The sequence below is a fragment of the Pseudomonas sp. S3E17 genome, assembly GCF_024168685.1.
GTDB lineage: Bacteria > Pseudomonadota > Gammaproteobacteria > Pseudomonadales > Pseudomonadaceae > Aquipseudomonas > Aquipseudomonas marginalis.
In genome coordinates this window covers 2106107-2120375 of record NZ_JALJWE010000001.1, presented here as the reverse complement: position 1 = coordinate 2120375, position 14269 = coordinate 2106107, and the positions used below count along the sequence as shown (strand labels likewise).

Below are 14269 nucleotides of genomic sequence, written 5' to 3'. Positions count from 1 at the left end.
GCCAACATGAGCAAGCGCAAGGTTATTCCGCTGCTGATCTACATCCTGTTCCTGCTGGTGCCGATCTACTGGCTGCTGAACATGTCCTTCAAGAGCAACACCGAAATCCTCGGCGGGCTGACCCTGTTTCCGCAAGATTTCACCCTGGCCAACTACAAGGTGATCTTCACCGACCCGAGCTGGTACACCGGTTACCTCAACTCGCTGTACTACGTGAGCCTGAACACGGTGATTTCCCTGAGCGTGGCGTTGCCGGCGGCCTATGCCTTCTCGCGCTACCGCTTCCTGGGCGACAAGCACCTGTTCTTCTGGCTGCTGACCAACCGCATGGCGCCACCGGCGGTGTTCCTGCTGCCGTTTTTCCAGCTGTATTCGTCCATCGGCCTGTTCGACACGCACATCGCCGTGGCCCTGGCCCACTGCCTGTTCAACGTACCGCTGGCGGTGTGGATCCTGGAGGGCTTCATGTCGGGGGTACCCAAGGAAATCGACGAAACCGCCTACATCGACGGCTATAGTTTTCCCAAGTTCTTCGTGAAGATTTTTATCCCGCTGATCGGCTCCGGCATCGGTGTGACCGCGTTTTTCTGCTTCATGTTTTCCTGGGTCGAGCTGCTGCTGGCGCGCACCCTGACCTCGGTCAACGCCAAGCCCATCGCCGCGGTGATGACCCGCACGGTGTCGGCCTCGGGTATCGATTGGGGCGTGCTGGCAGCGGCGGGGGTGTTGACCATCCTGCCCGGCATGCTGGTGATCTGGTTTGTTCGCAATCATGTGGCCAAGGGCTTTGCCCTGGGCCGGGTCTGAGGAGTCGATGATGGAATGGATGGCCTGGACCACCCCCACTGCACTGTTCTTTGGCGGCATTGCCCTGATTCTGGCGGGCATGACCACTTGGGAGCTGCGCTCGCCGAGCATTCCGCGGCGCGGCGTCCTGCCGATCAGCACCACCCGTGGTGATCGCTTGTTTATCGGTCTTCTCGGCAGCGCCTACCTGCATTTGCTGGTGATCGGCGTTACCGACTGGAGCATCTGGGTAGCGTCCGCGCTCTCCCTGGTATGGCTGTTGAGTGTGATGCGTTGGGGCTAGTGCCCCGACACCTTGTAGGAGCGAGCTTGCTCGCGAAAATCGCCAACGATAACGCGGGCATTCTGGATGTCCGCGGTGTCCTCGGGTTTTTCGCGAGCAAGCTCGCTCCTACAGGGGGTTGTGGCGTTTGTAGTCCTTTTTGAAATTAACCAGGAGGTCTCTATGTTGAATAAGAACAATAAGCTGCGACATAGCATTTCATTGGCCGCCGTACTGGCCCTCAGCGGTTTGAGCGCTTCGGCCTGGGCTGATGCGTATGAAGATGCGGCGAAGAAATGGATCGGCAGCGAGTTCAAGCCGTCGACCCTCACGGCCGACCAGCAGCTTGAGGAGTTGAAGTGGTTTATCAAGGCCGCCGAACCGTTCCGTGGGATGAAGATCAACGTGGTGTCGGAAACCCTCACCACCCACGAGTACGAATCCAAGGTGCTGGCCAAGGCCTTCAGCGAAATCACCGGCATCAAGCTGACCCACGACCTGCTGCAGGAAGGCGACGTGGTGGAGAAACTGCAAACCCAGATGCAGTCCGACAAGAATATCTATGACGGCTGGGTCAACGATTCCGACTTGATCGGTACGCACTTTCGCTATGGCAAGACCGAATCCATCACCGACCTGATGGCCAACGAAGGCAAGGCCTTCACGTCGCCCACCCTGGATATCAAGGACTTTATCGGCATCTCCTTCACCACCGCGCCGGACGGCAAGATCTACCAGCTGCCCGACCAGCAATTCGCCAACCTCTACTGGTTCCGCGCCGACTGGTTCGAGCGGCCGGAGCTGAAAGCCAAGTTCAAGGAAAAATACGGCTATGATCTCGGCGTGCCGGTGAACTGGTCGGCCTATGAAGACATCGCCAAATTCTTCAGCGAAGACGTCAAGGAAATCGACGGCAAGCGCATCTATGGGCACATGGACTACGGCAAGAAAGACCCGTCCCTGGGCTGGCGCTTCACCGACGCCTGGTTCTCCATGGCCGGTGGCGGCGACAAGGGCCTGCCCAACGGTTTGCCGGTGGACGAGTGGGGCATCCGCGTGGAGGACTGCCACCCGGTAGGCTCCAGCGTCACCCGTGGCGGCGACACCAACGGCCCGGCGGCGGTGTTCGCCACGCAGAAATACGTGGACTGGATGAAAGCCTATGCGCCACCGGAAGCGGCGGGCATGACCTTCTCCGAATCCGGCCCGGTGCCGTCCCAGGGCAACATCGCCCAGCAGATCTTCTGGTACACCGCGTTTACCGCCGACATGACCAAGCCGGGCCTGCCGGTGGTGAACGCCGACGGCACGCCGAAATGGCGCATGGCGCCGTCGCCGGTCGGACCGTATTGGGAAAAAGGCATGAAGAAGGGGTACCAGGACGTGGGTTCCTGGACCTTCCTCAAGTCCACCCCGGAGAAACAGAAACTCGCGGCCTGGCTCTACGCGCAGTTCGTGACCTCGAAAACCGTGTCCCTGAAGAAAACCATCGTCGGCCTGACGCCGATTCGTGAGTCCGACATCAACTCCCAGGCCATGACCGACATGGCGCCGAAACTCGGTGGCCTGGTGGAGTTCTACCGCAGCCCGGCGCGGGTCGAGTGGACCCCGACCGGCACCAACGTGCCGGACTACCCACGCCTGGCGCAACTGTGGTGGAGCAACATCGCCGCCGCCGCCAGCGGCGAGAAAACCCCGCAACAGGCCCTCGACAACCTGGCCAAGGAGCAGGACGCGATCATGACGCGCCTGGAGCGCTCCAAGGTGCAGCCGGTGTGCGGCCCGAAAATGAACCCCGAGCGTGATGCGCAATACTGGTTCGACCAACCGGGTGCGCCGAAACCGAAACTGGCCAACGAGAAACCGAAAGGCGAGACCGTGGCCTACGGCGACCTGCTCAAGCAGTGGGAGGCAGCGCGTAAGTAAACGCGCCCGGGCGTGGAACACAAAACGGCACCCAGGTGCCGTTTTGTTTTGGTGCAAACATGAAGGCGCAGCTCTGTGACGCGCGGTGGTCAGGCAATCCTGAGTATGGGCAGCTTACTTTCGTGGCGGCCTTCGGGCCGACCATGTCGTTGGCTTTGACCGAGTACATATCCGTTGCTGCGGTAACGGCCGCTATGGGTTCCGCCCTTACGGCGGGTCACTTTTGGAAAGACCCAAAAGTAACCAAAAGGTCTTCGCCCCAACACTCGGCACCTCGCCTAGGCTCGGTGTGCCCGAACGAAGGCTTTGGAGCGTGGGCCGCCGCGATGGGCCATCCATGGCCCAGCGCGGCTAACCCGGCGTCCTGCCGGGTTACCCACGCTCCAAAACCTGCGTTCGGCCAGCGTGTTTGACGGGGCGATTTGAGATCAAAAGCCAAAGCGCGGCGGCCTTAGAGCCGACCGGAGTTGGGTCTGGTGTACTCGGTAAAAAATGTGGGAGGGGGCTTGCCCCCGATAGCGGTGAGTCAGTCAACCCAAGTATCACTGACCCACCCTCATCGGGGGCAAGCCCCCTCCCACATTTGGATCTCCATATATCAGATGGACCTCGGTTTGCTTCTGCTCTGCTTTTGCTCTGGCTTTTGATCTTGATCCTAGGCGCCCCGTTAACTACGCTGGCCGAACGCAGGCTTGAATCCGTGGGTAACCCGGCAGGACGCCGGGTTAGCCGTCCTGGGCCAGGGATGGCCCATGACGGCGGCCCACGGATTCAAGCCTGCGTTCGGGCATACCGAGCCTAGGCGAGGTACCGAGTGGTGGGGCGAGAGCCTTTTGGTGGACTTGTTCCCTCAAAACGTACGCCATGAAGCGAGTGTTAAGCAGTTTGCTTCAGTTGCTTTGCGTAGTCATTAGGTGAGCTGTATCCCAGCGCCGAGTGCAGCCGTGCCGCGTTGTAAAACCCATGGATGTAGCTTGCGATTGATGTATGGGCCTGCGCTTTGCTGGGATACACACCGGTGGCTTCTTCCTTCTTGAGTGTGGCAAAAAAGCTCTCTGCCACGGCGTTATCCCAGCAATTTCCTTTACGGCTCATGCTTTGCACGAAGCCTCTTTCCGCGATCATGCTGCGAAAACCGCTACCGGTGTATTGCCGGCCTCGATCAGAGTGAAAAATCACACCGTGATCAACTGGCGCTTTAGTCCAGGCGTTCATGAACGCCTGTTGTACCAAGCCCTCGGGCATACGGTCCGACAGGCTGTAACCCAGTACCTGCCGGGTTTGGACACTTAACACCACAGCCAGGTACAACCAACCCTGGCGAGTCGAAATATACGTGATATCCCCCACCCAGGCGGGCGCCGGGCTTGTCACAGAAAAGCGTCGTTTCAACACGTTCTCAGAAATGGGTTGGATATACCGGTTATCCGTCGAGTGTTTGAACCGTGCTTTGATTTTTCCTCGCAGCATCTCCTCTCTCATCAGACGAGCTACTCGCTTGTGTCCTATCGCGTACGACCGGTTATGAAGCGCCTTAACCATACGTGGTCGCCCATAAGTGCCGCGGCTTGCCCGATGAATCGCACGAATTTCCAAGCGAATCGCCGCATCTGGATCAGGACGTTCCTGGCGCTTCAAATAGTCGTGAAAGCCCGACACCGAGACCTCCATCACTCGACATAACAGCCTGACTGGAAAGTGAGTCCGTTCACGGGCGACGAAGGCGTATCTCAGTTGGACTCTCTGGCAAAGAACGCCGTCGCTTTTTTTAGGATTTCTCGTTCCATTTTAAGCGTGGCATTTTCAGCTCGAAGCCGGGCCAGCTCGCTTTCCAGGTCAGAAACCGGATGCCGGGAGGGAGAACTGAGAGGACGCCCGTTGCGTGCGGCGTCCAGCCAATTCCCTAGGGTTTTGACCGAGATATCCAACTGTCGGGCAGCTTCTCCTCGACCAATACTTTCAGCAAGTGTCACTGCTTGAGCTTTGAAGTCATCGGTGTAGCTGCGGCGGGTTTGCTGTGACATAGGTGCCTCCAAGGTTGCGATTAAAATATCGCTTCTTGGCGTCCGCTGCGAGGGAACAAGTCCATGGTTACTTTTGGGCTCTTTCCAAAAGTGACCCGCTGTAAGAGCGGAACCATAGGCGGCCGTGACCGCAGCAACGGATATGTACTCGGTCAAACCCAACGACATGGTCGGCCCGAAGGCCGCCACGGAACCAACCGCCCTCACCACAAAGAGATTTTTCAGCCTGAAAGACAGACTCGCTCGCCAGCGCTTGCGACAAACCCCTGTTCGGTAAACCACCGCTGATCCTTCAGGAACAAGGACCCAGAATTGCCCGGCCTGTCACCCTGCGGTCATAAACCAGACGGAAGGCACTCAAGTCACCTCAAGTTGCGAGTTACAGCGCAGATAACAACTATGTCACTTACATCCGCAACAACGTTCAAGGATCGAACTCATGCCCCAGCGCCAATCCAGCCGCCTGCCTCTTCCCGTTTATCCACGTTTTCGCTGGTTCGCTTTGATCCCGGTCGTGCCCGCCGTGTTGTGGATACTTGTGCAATCAACCTCGCCGGCCAATCTGCTGGCCTGCACGGTACTGGTGCTGATCGGCCTCGGTGCCTGTGCGTGGAGCGCGGGTTCGCAGCGCAACGCAATGCAGCAAGCACTTGCACAGGCGGATCAGTCAGATGCGCACGCGGCGCATGACGGCATGGCCTCTCGTGCCCAGCTCGACGAGGTATTGCTGGGCGCCATGCCCATCTGGGCCAAGCAGGTGGAAAGCTCGCGCCATCAGACCGAAGAAGCGATCGTGAGTCTGGCCAACCGTTTCACCGGGATCGCCGCACGCTTGCAGGAAACGGTACAAGCCTCGCAGCACGCGGCCGGCGAACTGGACGGGCAGGCCGCTGACGGCGCGCTTGAGGTGCTGGCACGCAGTGACAGCGAGCTGAGCCAGGTGATCAATTCGCTCAAGGCCACCCAAACCAGCCGTGACCAGACCCTGGCCCAGGTCCGCAGCTTGACCGCCTACACCGGCGAACTGCGGACCATGGCCGCCGATGTGGCGGCGATTGCCGCGCAAACCAACCTGCTGGCCCTCAACGCAGCCATCGAGGCGGCGCGTGCCGGTGAGGCCGGGCGCGGTTTTGCGGTGGTGGCCGACGCGGTGCGCAGCCTGTCGAGCAAATCCAGTGAAACCGGCCAGCAGATGTCGGCCAAGGTCGACATCATCAACAACGCCATTACGCAATTGGTCCAGGCCGCGTCCAGCAGTGCCGACCAGGACAGCCATTCGGTGGCCGAGTCCGAAAACAGTATTCAAGTGGTGCTCGAACGCTTCCAGAACATCACCGGCCGTCTGGCCGAATCCGCCGACCTGCTCAAGCAGGAAAGCTACGGCATCCGGGATGAGATGACCGAAGTACTGGTCAACCTGCAATTCCAGGACCGGGTCAGCCAGATCCTCAGCCACGTACGCGACAACATGCACGCCCTGCATGAGCACCTCCTGCAGGCCAGCCAGGCCCCGGACCAGCCGGTGGCCGTCGACGCCCGCCAATGGCTGGCGCGCATGGAAGCTACCTATGCCACCGACGAGCAACGGCGCCTCCATCATGGAGAGGCGGCCGTGCAGCAGAATTCTCAAGACATCACCTTCTTTTAGGAGCACATCATGGCGAAGAATGTATTAGTGGTCGACGACTCCAGCAGCGTGCGGCAAGTGGTCGGCATAGCCTTGAAAAGCGCCGGTTACGACGTCATCGAGGCCAGCGACGGCAAAGATGCCCTGGGCAAGCTGACCGGGCAGAAAGTGCACCTGATCATCAGCGACGTGAACATGCCCAACATGGACGGCATCACCTTCGTCAAGGAGGTCAAGAAGCTGGCCAACTACAAGTTCACCCCGATCATCATGCTGACCACCGAGTCCCAGGAGTCGAAAAAGGCCGAGGGCCAGGCCGCCGGCGCCAAGGCCTGGGTGGTCAAGCCGTTCCAGCCTGCGCAGATGTTGGCAGCCGTGTCTAAACTGATTCTGCCTTGACCCCGGCGCCAGGGAGGCTCCCATGCCGATTACCACTGAAACACTCGACGACACGGCCCACGTACGCATTGACGGCGAGCTTACGATCTACACCGTAGCGGAATTGGCGGCTGCGCTGCTGCCGCAGATGGGCGCGGCGCCACGCCTGGAGCTGGACCTGTCAGAGGTCACGGAAATGGATGGCGCCGGCCTGCAGTTGCTCGCGGTCATCCGGCGTGAAGCCGGCATCGCCGGTACCGCCTTGAGCGTGACCGGCCAGAGCCAGGTAGTCATGCAGGCGCTTCAACTGTGTCGCAGCGCGACTTCTTAGTCAGCGCTTCCCAGGTTTTTTGATCGACAAGGAAAGTCACGGTGAGCATCAATCTCGATCAGGCACAACAGACATTCATCGTTGAGGCACGCGAGCTGTTGCAGGCCATGGAGCAATCCCTGCTGCAATTGGAAAGCGAGCCCGGCGACCAGGATGCCATCGGCGCGATTTTCCGCGCCGCGCACACCATCAAGGGTTCGGCGGGCCTTTTCGGCCTGGCGTCGATCGTGGGGTTCACGCATATCGTCGAAGACGTGCTTGACCGCCTGCGCGAAGGCAGTGTGGCGGTGGACGCCGCCTTGATCGCGCTGCTGCTCAAGTGCGGCGACCACATACTCGAACTGGTCGAAGTGGTCGCTGACCGCGGTGAAACGCCGACCCCTGCCGCTCTGGAGCGCGGTGAGGCATTGCGCGAGGCGCTGAGTGCCTACCAGCCGATGCGAACCGCCGTTGCCAGCGTCGAAACCGCTGAGGTGACCGACGACGTGGCGGTCGAAGTGCTTTGGCATATTTCCCTGCGCTTCGGCACGGATGTGTTCCGTAATGGCATGGACCCGCTGTCATTTCTGCGCTACCTCGAGACCTTGGGGCAGTTGATACAGGTCGCCACCCTGACCGATAGCATCCCGCCCATGGACAGCTGGGACCCGGAAAGCTGCTACCTGGGTTTCGAGATCGACCTGCGCTCGACCGCCAGCCACGCCAGCCTCAACGAGGTGTTCGATTTCGTGCGTGACGACTGTGACGTGCACATCAGTGCCGTCGATGAAGCGCCCGACAGCACCCAGGTCCCGGCGGGCGAGCCGTGCACGCAGGCTGAGCCAAGTCTTGTGACGGCTGCACCGCAGCGCCTGGCGAGCGGCGAAGCGAAAAGCCGCGACGGCAATTACGTGCGCGTCAACGCCGACAAACTCGACGAGTTGATCAATCTGGTCGGCGAGCTGGTCATCGCCAGCGCCGGCGCGAACCTGCTGGCCCGGTCCTGTAACAACGACCCGTTGCACGAGGCCTCCTCGACAGTCTCGGGGCTGGTGGAAGAGATCCTCGATGGCGCCCTGCATTTGCGCATGATCCCCATCGGCGACACGTTCAACCGCTTTCGCCGCGTGGTGCGCGATATCAGCCAGGAGCTGGGCAAGGACATCGAACTGAGCATCAGCGGCGCGGAAACCGAACTGGACAAGACCGTGGTCGAGAAGATCGGCGACCCGCTGATGCACCTGTTGCGCAACGCCATGGACCACGGCATCGAAAGCGCCGATGCGCGGCGGGCGGCCGGCAAGTCGGCCAAGGGCCATCTGAGCCTCAATGCCTACCACGACTCGGGGAGCATCGTCATCGAGATCGCCGACGACGGCGCCGGCCTCAACCGCGAACGCATCCTGCAAAAGGCCCAGGAGCGCGGGCTGGTGGCCAGCGGTGCGGTGCTCACCGACCAGGAGATCTACAACCTGATCTTCGAGGCCGGGTTCTCCACAGCCGAGGCGGTGACCAACCTGTCCGGGCGCGGTGTCGGCATGGACGTGGTCAAGCGCAATATCACCTTGTTGCGCGGCACCGTCGACCTCGACAGCCGCCCCGGCCAGGGCACCGTGGTGCGCATTCGCTTGCCGCTGACCCTGGCGATCATCAATGGGTTCCTGGTCGGCATCGACCAATCCACCTACGTGATTCCCCTGGACATGGTCCAGGAGTGTATCGAACTGGATGAACAGCAGCGCCAGTCCAGTCGCGACACGGGTTATCTGGACCTGCGTGGCGAGGTGTTGCCGTTGGTGCACCTGCGCGACCACTTCAGTCACGAAGGCCCCGCGTCCCGACGCCAGAATGTGGTGGTGGTGCGTTACGCCGAGCATAAGGCCGGGCTGGTGGTGGATGACCTGCTCGGCGAGTTCCAGACCGTGATCAAACCCCTGGGCAAGCTGTTCGGTGCACTGCGTGGCATCAGCGGCTCGACCATATTGGGCAGCGGCGCGGTGGCCCTGATCCTGGACGTACCGGTACTGCTCAACCAAATCGTACAACTGGAGGCCCGCACGGCCCAGGCATCTCAGTCGCCACCGGCCGTCGCTCGCTGACGCATTTGCAATTCCATGGAGGTTCCCCGATGAAATGGTTCTACGATCTTAAAATTTCCACCAAGTTGATCTGTTCATTCCTGGTGGTCCTGGCACTCACTGGAGCCATGGGCGGCTTCGCCATCCTCCAGCTTGGTGCGGTCAACCAGGCCGCCCAGGACATCAAGGGCAACTGGATGCCCTCCATGCGTGCAGCGGCAGGCATGCGCTTTTTTGCTGCCAACTATCGCTTGAAAGAGAACCGCCACATCGGCACCGAGATTGCCGAGGAAAAGGCCCAGGCCGAACGCGAGGCCGCTGATGCGCGTCAACAGTTCGAAACCCGCATGGTCAACTACGAGCAGTTGCTGTCGAACGATGAAGATCGGCAACTCCTGGCCAGTGTGAAAAGCGCTTGGGACGCCTACCTGGCATCCAGCAAGCTGTTGCTTGAGTTTTCCCGCCAGAACCAGGAAGCCCAGGCGCGCGGTTTGCTCAGGGGAGAGTCCAAGGGGCATTTCGATGAGGTGACGGCCCGCCTGCAGAAAATGGTCGAACTCAATGATGCCGGCGCAACGGCCGCAGGTGACAAGGGTTCCGCACTGTACGAAAGCGCGCGGGTGTCGATCATCGCGGTACTGGTCGCCGCCCTGTTGATCGGCCTGGGCCTGGCGATGTTCATCGCGCGGATCATTTCCCGCCCGTTGCGCCAGGCCGCGAGCGCCGCCGAGCAATTGGCCGAAGGCAACCTCAACGCGCACATCGAGCCGGGCGGGAAAGATGAAACCGGCATGGTGCTCAACGCCATGCGCAACATGGTCGGCAAGCTCGCCCATATCATCGGCGAAGTGCGTAACGCCGCCGATAACCTGGCCAGCGCCTCCGAGGAGGTCAGCGCCACCGCGCAATCGATGAGCCAGGCCACCAGTGAACAGGCCGCCAGCGTCGAGGAAACCAGTGCGTCGGTCGAGCAGATGAGCGCCAGCATCAACCAGAACACCGAAAACGCCAAGGTCACCGATGGCATGGCCAGCAAGGCCGCCAAGGAAGCCACCGAGGGCGGCGAATCGGTACAGCAGACCGTGGTGGCGATGAAGAAAATCGCCCAGCGCATCAGCATCATCGATGACATCGCCTACCAGACCAATCTGCTCGCGCTCAACGCCGCCATCGAGGCCGCTCGGGCCGGCGAGCACGGCAAGGGATTCGCCGTGGTGGCCGCCGAAGTGCGCAAGTTGGCCGAACGCAGCCAGGTTGCCGCCCAGGAAATCGGTGAACTGTCCTCCAGCAGCGTGGACATGGCCGAGAAGGCCGGCAAGTTGCTCGACGAAATGGTGCCCTCCATCAACAAGACGTCCGACCTTGTGCAGGAAATCAGCGCCGCGTCCGAGGAACAGGCGGCCGGTGTCGCGCAGATCAATACCGCGATGACCCAGCTTAACCAGGTGACCCAGCAAAATGCCTCGAGCAGCGAGGAACTGGCGGCCACGGCGGAAGAAATGAGCAGCCAGGCCGAGCAACTGCAACAGGCCATGAGCTTTTTCGTGCTGGATTCAGCGCCCAAGGTTGCGGTTCAAAGCAACAGCGTGGACAGCCCGGGCAGCAAGCCCAACCGTCAGGCGCCACAGCCGAAATCACCGGCGCAGCGCAAGGCGTTCGCCTACACCATGGCCAGTGCCCCGGACGAAGCGGATTTCACCCGCTTCTGATCCCACGATCAATACGGGCCTACTAGGGAGAGTGACATGGGTGCAGCAATGACGACTCGGCAGACCGCAGCAGCGGTCGATGAGGATGCGCAGTATCTGACCTTCATGCTCGGCGGCGAAATGTTCGCCATCGGCATCCTGGGGATCAAGGAAATTATCGAATACGGCAGCCTGACCGTGGTGCCGATGATGCCCGCTTTCGTACGCGGGGTGATCAACCTGCGCGGCGCGGTGGTGCCGGTGGTCGACCTGTCGGCGCGCTTTGGCCGGGCCAACTCGGCGATCACCCGGCGCTCCTGCGTGATCATCATCGAGGCGAGTACCGAAGATGGCCTGGCCCAGGACATCGGGCTGCTGGTCGATACGGTGTCTGCGGTGCGGGAGATCCCGGCGACGCAGATCGAGCCGCCACCCAACTTCGGCGCACGAATTCGCGCCGACTTCATCAGCGGCATGGCCAAGGTCGACGGCAAGTTCGTGATCGTGCTGGAGGTGGGCAAGGTGCTGTCCATCGATGAGATGTCCAGCCTCGCCGAGGCCGGCCAGGCGCCGGCCCTCGACTTCGACCCGCGTTGAGACCCGACCATGGCAGACACCGTGTCCATCGATGACCATGAATTCGGTCAGTTCCAGACCTGGCTGTACCGCGCGGCCGGCATCAACCTGTCGCCGACCAAGAAAGCCCTGGTGGCCGGGCGCCTGTTCAAGCGCCTCAAGCACTATGAGCTGCACAGCTATGGTGAGTATTTCAAGCTGATCATGAATGACCAGCGCAAGGGCGAACTGCAGGTTGCGCTGGATTTGCTGACCACCAACGAAACCTATTTTTTTCGCGAGCCCAAGCACTTCGACTTCCTGCGTCAGCACGTGCTGCCCCGGGCCGCGCCGGGCAAGGTGTTTCGTGTGTGGAGCGCGGCCAGCTCCTCCGGTGAGGAGCCCTACAGCCTGGCGATGACCCTGGCCGAAAGCCTCGGCAGCACGCCCTGGGAAGTGGTCGGCTCGGACATCAGCTCCCAGGTGCTGGCCAAGGCGCGCACCGGCCATTACTCCCTGGAACGCACCGAGACATTGCCCCAACCGCTGCTGGCCAAGTATTGCCTCAAGGGCATTGGTCGCCAGGAGGGCACCTTGCTGATCGACAAGGCCTTGCGTAGCCGCGTCAATTTTGTCCAGGTCAACCTTAACGAAGCGCTGCCGGCCCTGGGTGAGTTCGAGGTGATCTTCCTGCGCAACGTGATGATTTATTTCGACCAGCAGACCAAGAGCCAGGTCGTCGCGCGCCTGTTGCCGCTGCTCAAGCCGGGCGGTTACCTGATCATCAGTCACTCGGAAAGCCTCCACGGTGTCAATGACACCTTGAAGCTGGTGGCGCCGTCGATTTACCGCAAGCCATGAAAAAGCCCGTCGGTACGGCCGAAGTGGTATTGGCGCCTGGCCAGGTCAGCTTTGCGACGCGGCCGACGCGCCTGCGCACCTTGCTCGGCTCTTGCGTGGCGATCACTTTTTGGCACCCGCAACGGCTGATCGGCGGCATGTGTCACTTCATGCTGCCGGGGCGCGTGCGCGACCATCAGCCCCTGGACGGCCGATATGCCGACGAAGCCCTGGAACTGTTGCTGCGCCACGCCGAGATCAATGGCACCCATGCACAGGATTACCAGGTCAAGTTGTTCGGCGGCGGCAAGATGTTTCCCCAGCTGCGCCGCCTGCCGACGCAGGACGTGGCCAGCCTGAATATTCGCGCGGCGCTGGCCCTGGCCGAGCGCTATCACCTGCACCTGACGGCCCAGGACATGGGCAGTACCGGTTACCGCACGATCATGTTCGACCTGTGGAACGGCAACGTCTGGGTCCGGCACCAACCAATGGGAACAATTCAACAAGATGCCTACCAAAAAAATCAGTGTGCTGCTCGTCGATGATTCGGCCGTGGTGCGCCAGGTACTGCTGGCGATTCTCAGCGATACACCGGACATCCACGTCATGGGCGCCGCCTCCGACCCGATTTTCGCCATGGACAAACTCGCCCGGGAATGGCCGGATGTGATCGTGCTGGACGTGGAAATGCCGCGCATGGACGGCATCACCTTTCTCAAGAAAATCATGAGCGAACGGCCGACGCCGGTGGTGATCTGTTCCTCGCTGACCCAGAAAGGCGCGGAAACCTCCCTGCAGGCGCTGTCGGCGGGCGCGGTGGAAATCATCACCAAGCCGACTACCGGGTTGAAGAGTTTCCTGATCGAGTCGGCGGCCGAGCTGGTGGCCGCGATCCGCGCCGCAGCGAACTCCAACGTCAGGAACCTGGGCAAGCGCAGCGCCAGCCCGGCGCCGGTACTGGCCCCGGCCAGCAAGCTCACTGCGGATGCGATCCTGCCTGCCGCCAATGGCCATGCCATGGCACAGACCACCGAGCGTATCGTTGCCATCGGCACGTCCACCGGCGGTACCCAAGCGTTGGAGGCGGTTCTGACGGCACTGCCGAGGGTGTGCCCAGGCATGGTGATCGTGCAGCACATGCCAGAAAAATTCACCGCCTCGTTTGCCGAGCGACTCAACAGCGTATGCGAGATCGAGGTGCGCGAAGCGCGCAACAACGACCGCATCCTACCGGGCCTGGCCCTGATCGCGCCGGGTGGCAAGCACCTGATGGTGACCCGCAGCGGCGCCTATTATCACGCTCAGGTCATTGATGGGCCTTTGGTCAACCGGCACCGGCCATCCGTGGATGTGCTGTTTCGCTCGGTGGCCAAGTTCGCCGGCAGGAACGCCACCGGCATCATCATGACCGGCATGGGTGACGACGGCGCGCGCGGGCTCAAGGAGATGCTCGAGGCCGGAGCCGCCACGGTGGCCCAGGACGAGGCCAGCTGCGTGGTGTTTGGCATGCCCAAGGAGGCCATCAAGCTGAATGCCGCCCAACGCATCATGGCGCTGGAGGATATCCATCAGGCGATCTTGTATAAGTGACGTCGCGCGCCGGCTTTTGCGCTGCGCCAGAATCCGCGGCGTGGGCTACTGACGACCACTGATCCGCAGCCGCACAACCCCGATTGAATTTTCCCCATGCCCGCAGGCTCTGCACTTTAGACGCGTGTGCTGTTGAGCGCGCTTGCGGGGCCTCCTTGTCGGGAGGCCTGGTTGGATCGGA

General features: G+C 61.3%; 14 protein-coding genes. 12 read left to right on the top strand and 2 right to left on the bottom strand.

All coding sequences use genetic code 11. From position 1 onward, the window contains the following. Positions 1-6 precede the first annotated feature (6 nt). The 3 genes from J3D60_RS09115 to J3D60_RS09105 all read left to right on the top strand — a co-directional run bounded on the left by J3D60_RS09115 (position 7) and on the right by J3D60_RS09105 (position 2995). Positions 7-807 (top strand): carbohydrate ABC transporter permease, encoded by an 801-nt coding sequence (locus J3D60_RS09115; protein ID WP_003174634.1) that lies wholly within the window; start codon positions 7-9, stop codon positions 805-807. 10 nt (positions 808-817) lie between these two features. Then, positions 818-1090 (top strand): DUF2160 domain-containing protein, encoded by a 273-nt coding sequence (locus J3D60_RS09110; protein ID WP_027607297.1) that lies wholly within the window; start codon positions 818-820, stop codon positions 1088-1090. 162 nt (positions 1091-1252) lie between these two features. Further along, positions 1253-2995, top strand: a complete 1743-nt coding sequence (locus tag J3D60_RS09105; RefSeq protein WP_027607296.1) for an ABC transporter substrate-binding protein — start codon at positions 1253-1255, stop codon at positions 2993-2995. A gap of 876 nt (positions 2996-3871) precedes the next feature. Here the strand turns inward: J3D60_RS09105 and J3D60_RS09100 are convergent. Both J3D60_RS09100 and J3D60_RS09095 read right to left on the bottom strand, forming a co-directional pair. Next, entirely contained in the window at positions 3872-4729 is an 858-nt protein-coding gene (locus J3D60_RS09100) for an IS3 family transposase (RefSeq protein ID WP_078833402.1), read from the bottom strand. Continuing rightward, the gene (locus tag J3D60_RS09095; RefSeq protein WP_078833403.1) at positions 4726-5019 is read right to left on the bottom strand and encodes a transposase; all 294 of its coding nucleotides are present in this window, start codon (positions 5017-5019) and stop codon (positions 4726-4728) included. Before J3D60_RS09095 ends, J3D60_RS09100 begins: the two co-directional genes overlap by 4 nt. A gap of 439 nt (positions 5020-5458) precedes the next feature. Between J3D60_RS09095 and J3D60_RS09090 the strand changes: the two genes are divergently transcribed. Genes J3D60_RS09090 through J3D60_RS09050 form a run of 9 tightly spaced genes read left to right on the top strand, consistent with a single transcriptional unit; the run spans position 5459 to position 14088 of the window. Further along, on the top strand, positions 5459-6667 hold the full coding sequence (locus J3D60_RS09090; RefSeq protein ID WP_253491030.1) for a methyl-accepting chemotaxis protein: 1209 nt from the start codon (positions 5459-5461) through the stop codon (positions 6665-6667). Positions 6668-6676: 9 nt separating this feature from the next. Next, positions 6677-7045, top strand: a complete 369-nt coding sequence (locus J3D60_RS09085; protein WP_065873103.1) for a response regulator — start codon at positions 6677-6679, stop codon at positions 7043-7045. Between the two features lie 22 nt (positions 7046-7067). Beyond that, complete coding sequence (locus J3D60_RS09080; RefSeq protein ID WP_065941802.1) at positions 7068-7355, top strand: lipid asymmetry maintenance protein MlaB; 288 nt, start codon at positions 7068-7070, stop codon at positions 7353-7355. Between the two features lie 41 nt (positions 7356-7396). Further along, the gene (locus J3D60_RS09075) at positions 7397-9433 is read left to right on the top strand and encodes a chemotaxis protein CheA (RefSeq protein ID WP_253491028.1); all 2037 of its coding nucleotides are present in this window, start codon (positions 7397-7399) and stop codon (positions 9431-9433) included. 29 nt (positions 9434-9462) lie between these two features. Beyond that, the gene (locus J3D60_RS09070; protein WP_253491026.1) at positions 9463-11121 is read left to right on the top strand and encodes a methyl-accepting chemotaxis protein; all 1659 of its coding nucleotides are present in this window, start codon (positions 9463-9465) and stop codon (positions 11119-11121) included. 36 nt (positions 11122-11157) lie between these two features. After that, positions 11158-11697 carry a chemotaxis protein CheW gene (locus tag J3D60_RS09065; protein WP_253491024.1) on the top strand — a complete coding sequence of 180 codons (540 nt, stop codon included), beginning with the start codon at positions 11158-11160 and terminating at the stop codon, positions 11695-11697. Positions 11698-11706: 9 nt separating this feature from the next. Continuing rightward, on the top strand, positions 11707-12516 hold the full coding sequence (locus tag J3D60_RS09060) for a protein-glutamate O-methyltransferase CheR (protein WP_065924564.1): 810 nt from the start codon (positions 11707-11709) through the stop codon (positions 12514-12516). Beyond that, a complete protein-coding gene (cheD, locus tag J3D60_RS09055; RefSeq protein ID WP_027607288.1) occupies positions 12513-13043 on the top strand; it encodes a chemoreceptor glutamine deamidase CheD in 531 nt (176 codons plus the stop codon). Before J3D60_RS09060 ends, cheD begins: the two co-directional genes overlap by 4 nt. Beyond that, positions 13006-14088 carry a chemotaxis response regulator protein-glutamate methylesterase gene (locus J3D60_RS09050; RefSeq protein WP_065941807.1) on the top strand — a complete coding sequence of 361 codons (1083 nt, stop codon included), beginning with the start codon at positions 13006-13008 and terminating at the stop codon, positions 14086-14088. The genes cheD and J3D60_RS09050 overlap by 38 nt, the downstream gene beginning before the upstream one ends. The last annotated feature ends 181 nt before the right edge of the window (positions 14089-14269 follow it).

Coding starts and splice junctions, on each gene's coding strand:
- J3D60_RS09065 (WP_253491024.1), top strand. CDS start 11,158: ATGGGTGCAGCAATGACGACTCGGCAGACCGCAGCAGCGGTCGATGAG.
- J3D60_RS09060 (WP_065924564.1), top strand. CDS start 11,707: ATGGCAGACACCGTGTCCATCGATGACCATGAATTCGGTCAGTTCCAG.
- J3D60_RS09080 (WP_065941802.1), top strand. CDS start 7,068: ATGCCGATTACCACTGAAACACTCGACGACACGGCCCACGTACGCATT.
- J3D60_RS09110 (WP_027607297.1), top strand. CDS start 818: ATGGAATGGATGGCCTGGACCACCCCCACTGCACTGTTCTTTGGCGGC.
- J3D60_RS09115 (WP_003174634.1), top strand. CDS start 7: ATGAGCAAGCGCAAGGTTATTCCGCTGCTGATCTACATCCTGTTCCTG.
- J3D60_RS09070 (WP_253491026.1), top strand. CDS start 9,463: ATGAAATGGTTCTACGATCTTAAAATTTCCACCAAGTTGATCTGTTCA.
- J3D60_RS09095 (WP_078833403.1), bottom strand. CDS start 5,019: ATGTCACAGCAAACCCGCCGCAGCTACACCGATGACTTCAAAGCTCAA.
- cheD (WP_027607288.1), top strand. CDS start 12,513: ATGAAAAAGCCCGTCGGTACGGCCGAAGTGGTATTGGCGCCTGGCCAG.
- J3D60_RS09050 (WP_065941807.1), top strand. CDS start 13,006: ATGCCTACCAAAAAAATCAGTGTGCTGCTCGTCGATGATTCGGCCGTG.
- J3D60_RS09085 (WP_065873103.1), top strand. CDS start 6,677: ATGGCGAAGAATGTATTAGTGGTCGACGACTCCAGCAGCGTGCGGCAA.
- J3D60_RS09090 (WP_253491030.1), top strand. CDS start 5,459: ATGCCCCAGCGCCAATCCAGCCGCCTGCCTCTTCCCGTTTATCCACGT.
- J3D60_RS09105 (WP_027607296.1), top strand. CDS start 1,253: ATGTTGAATAAGAACAATAAGCTGCGACATAGCATTTCATTGGCCGCC.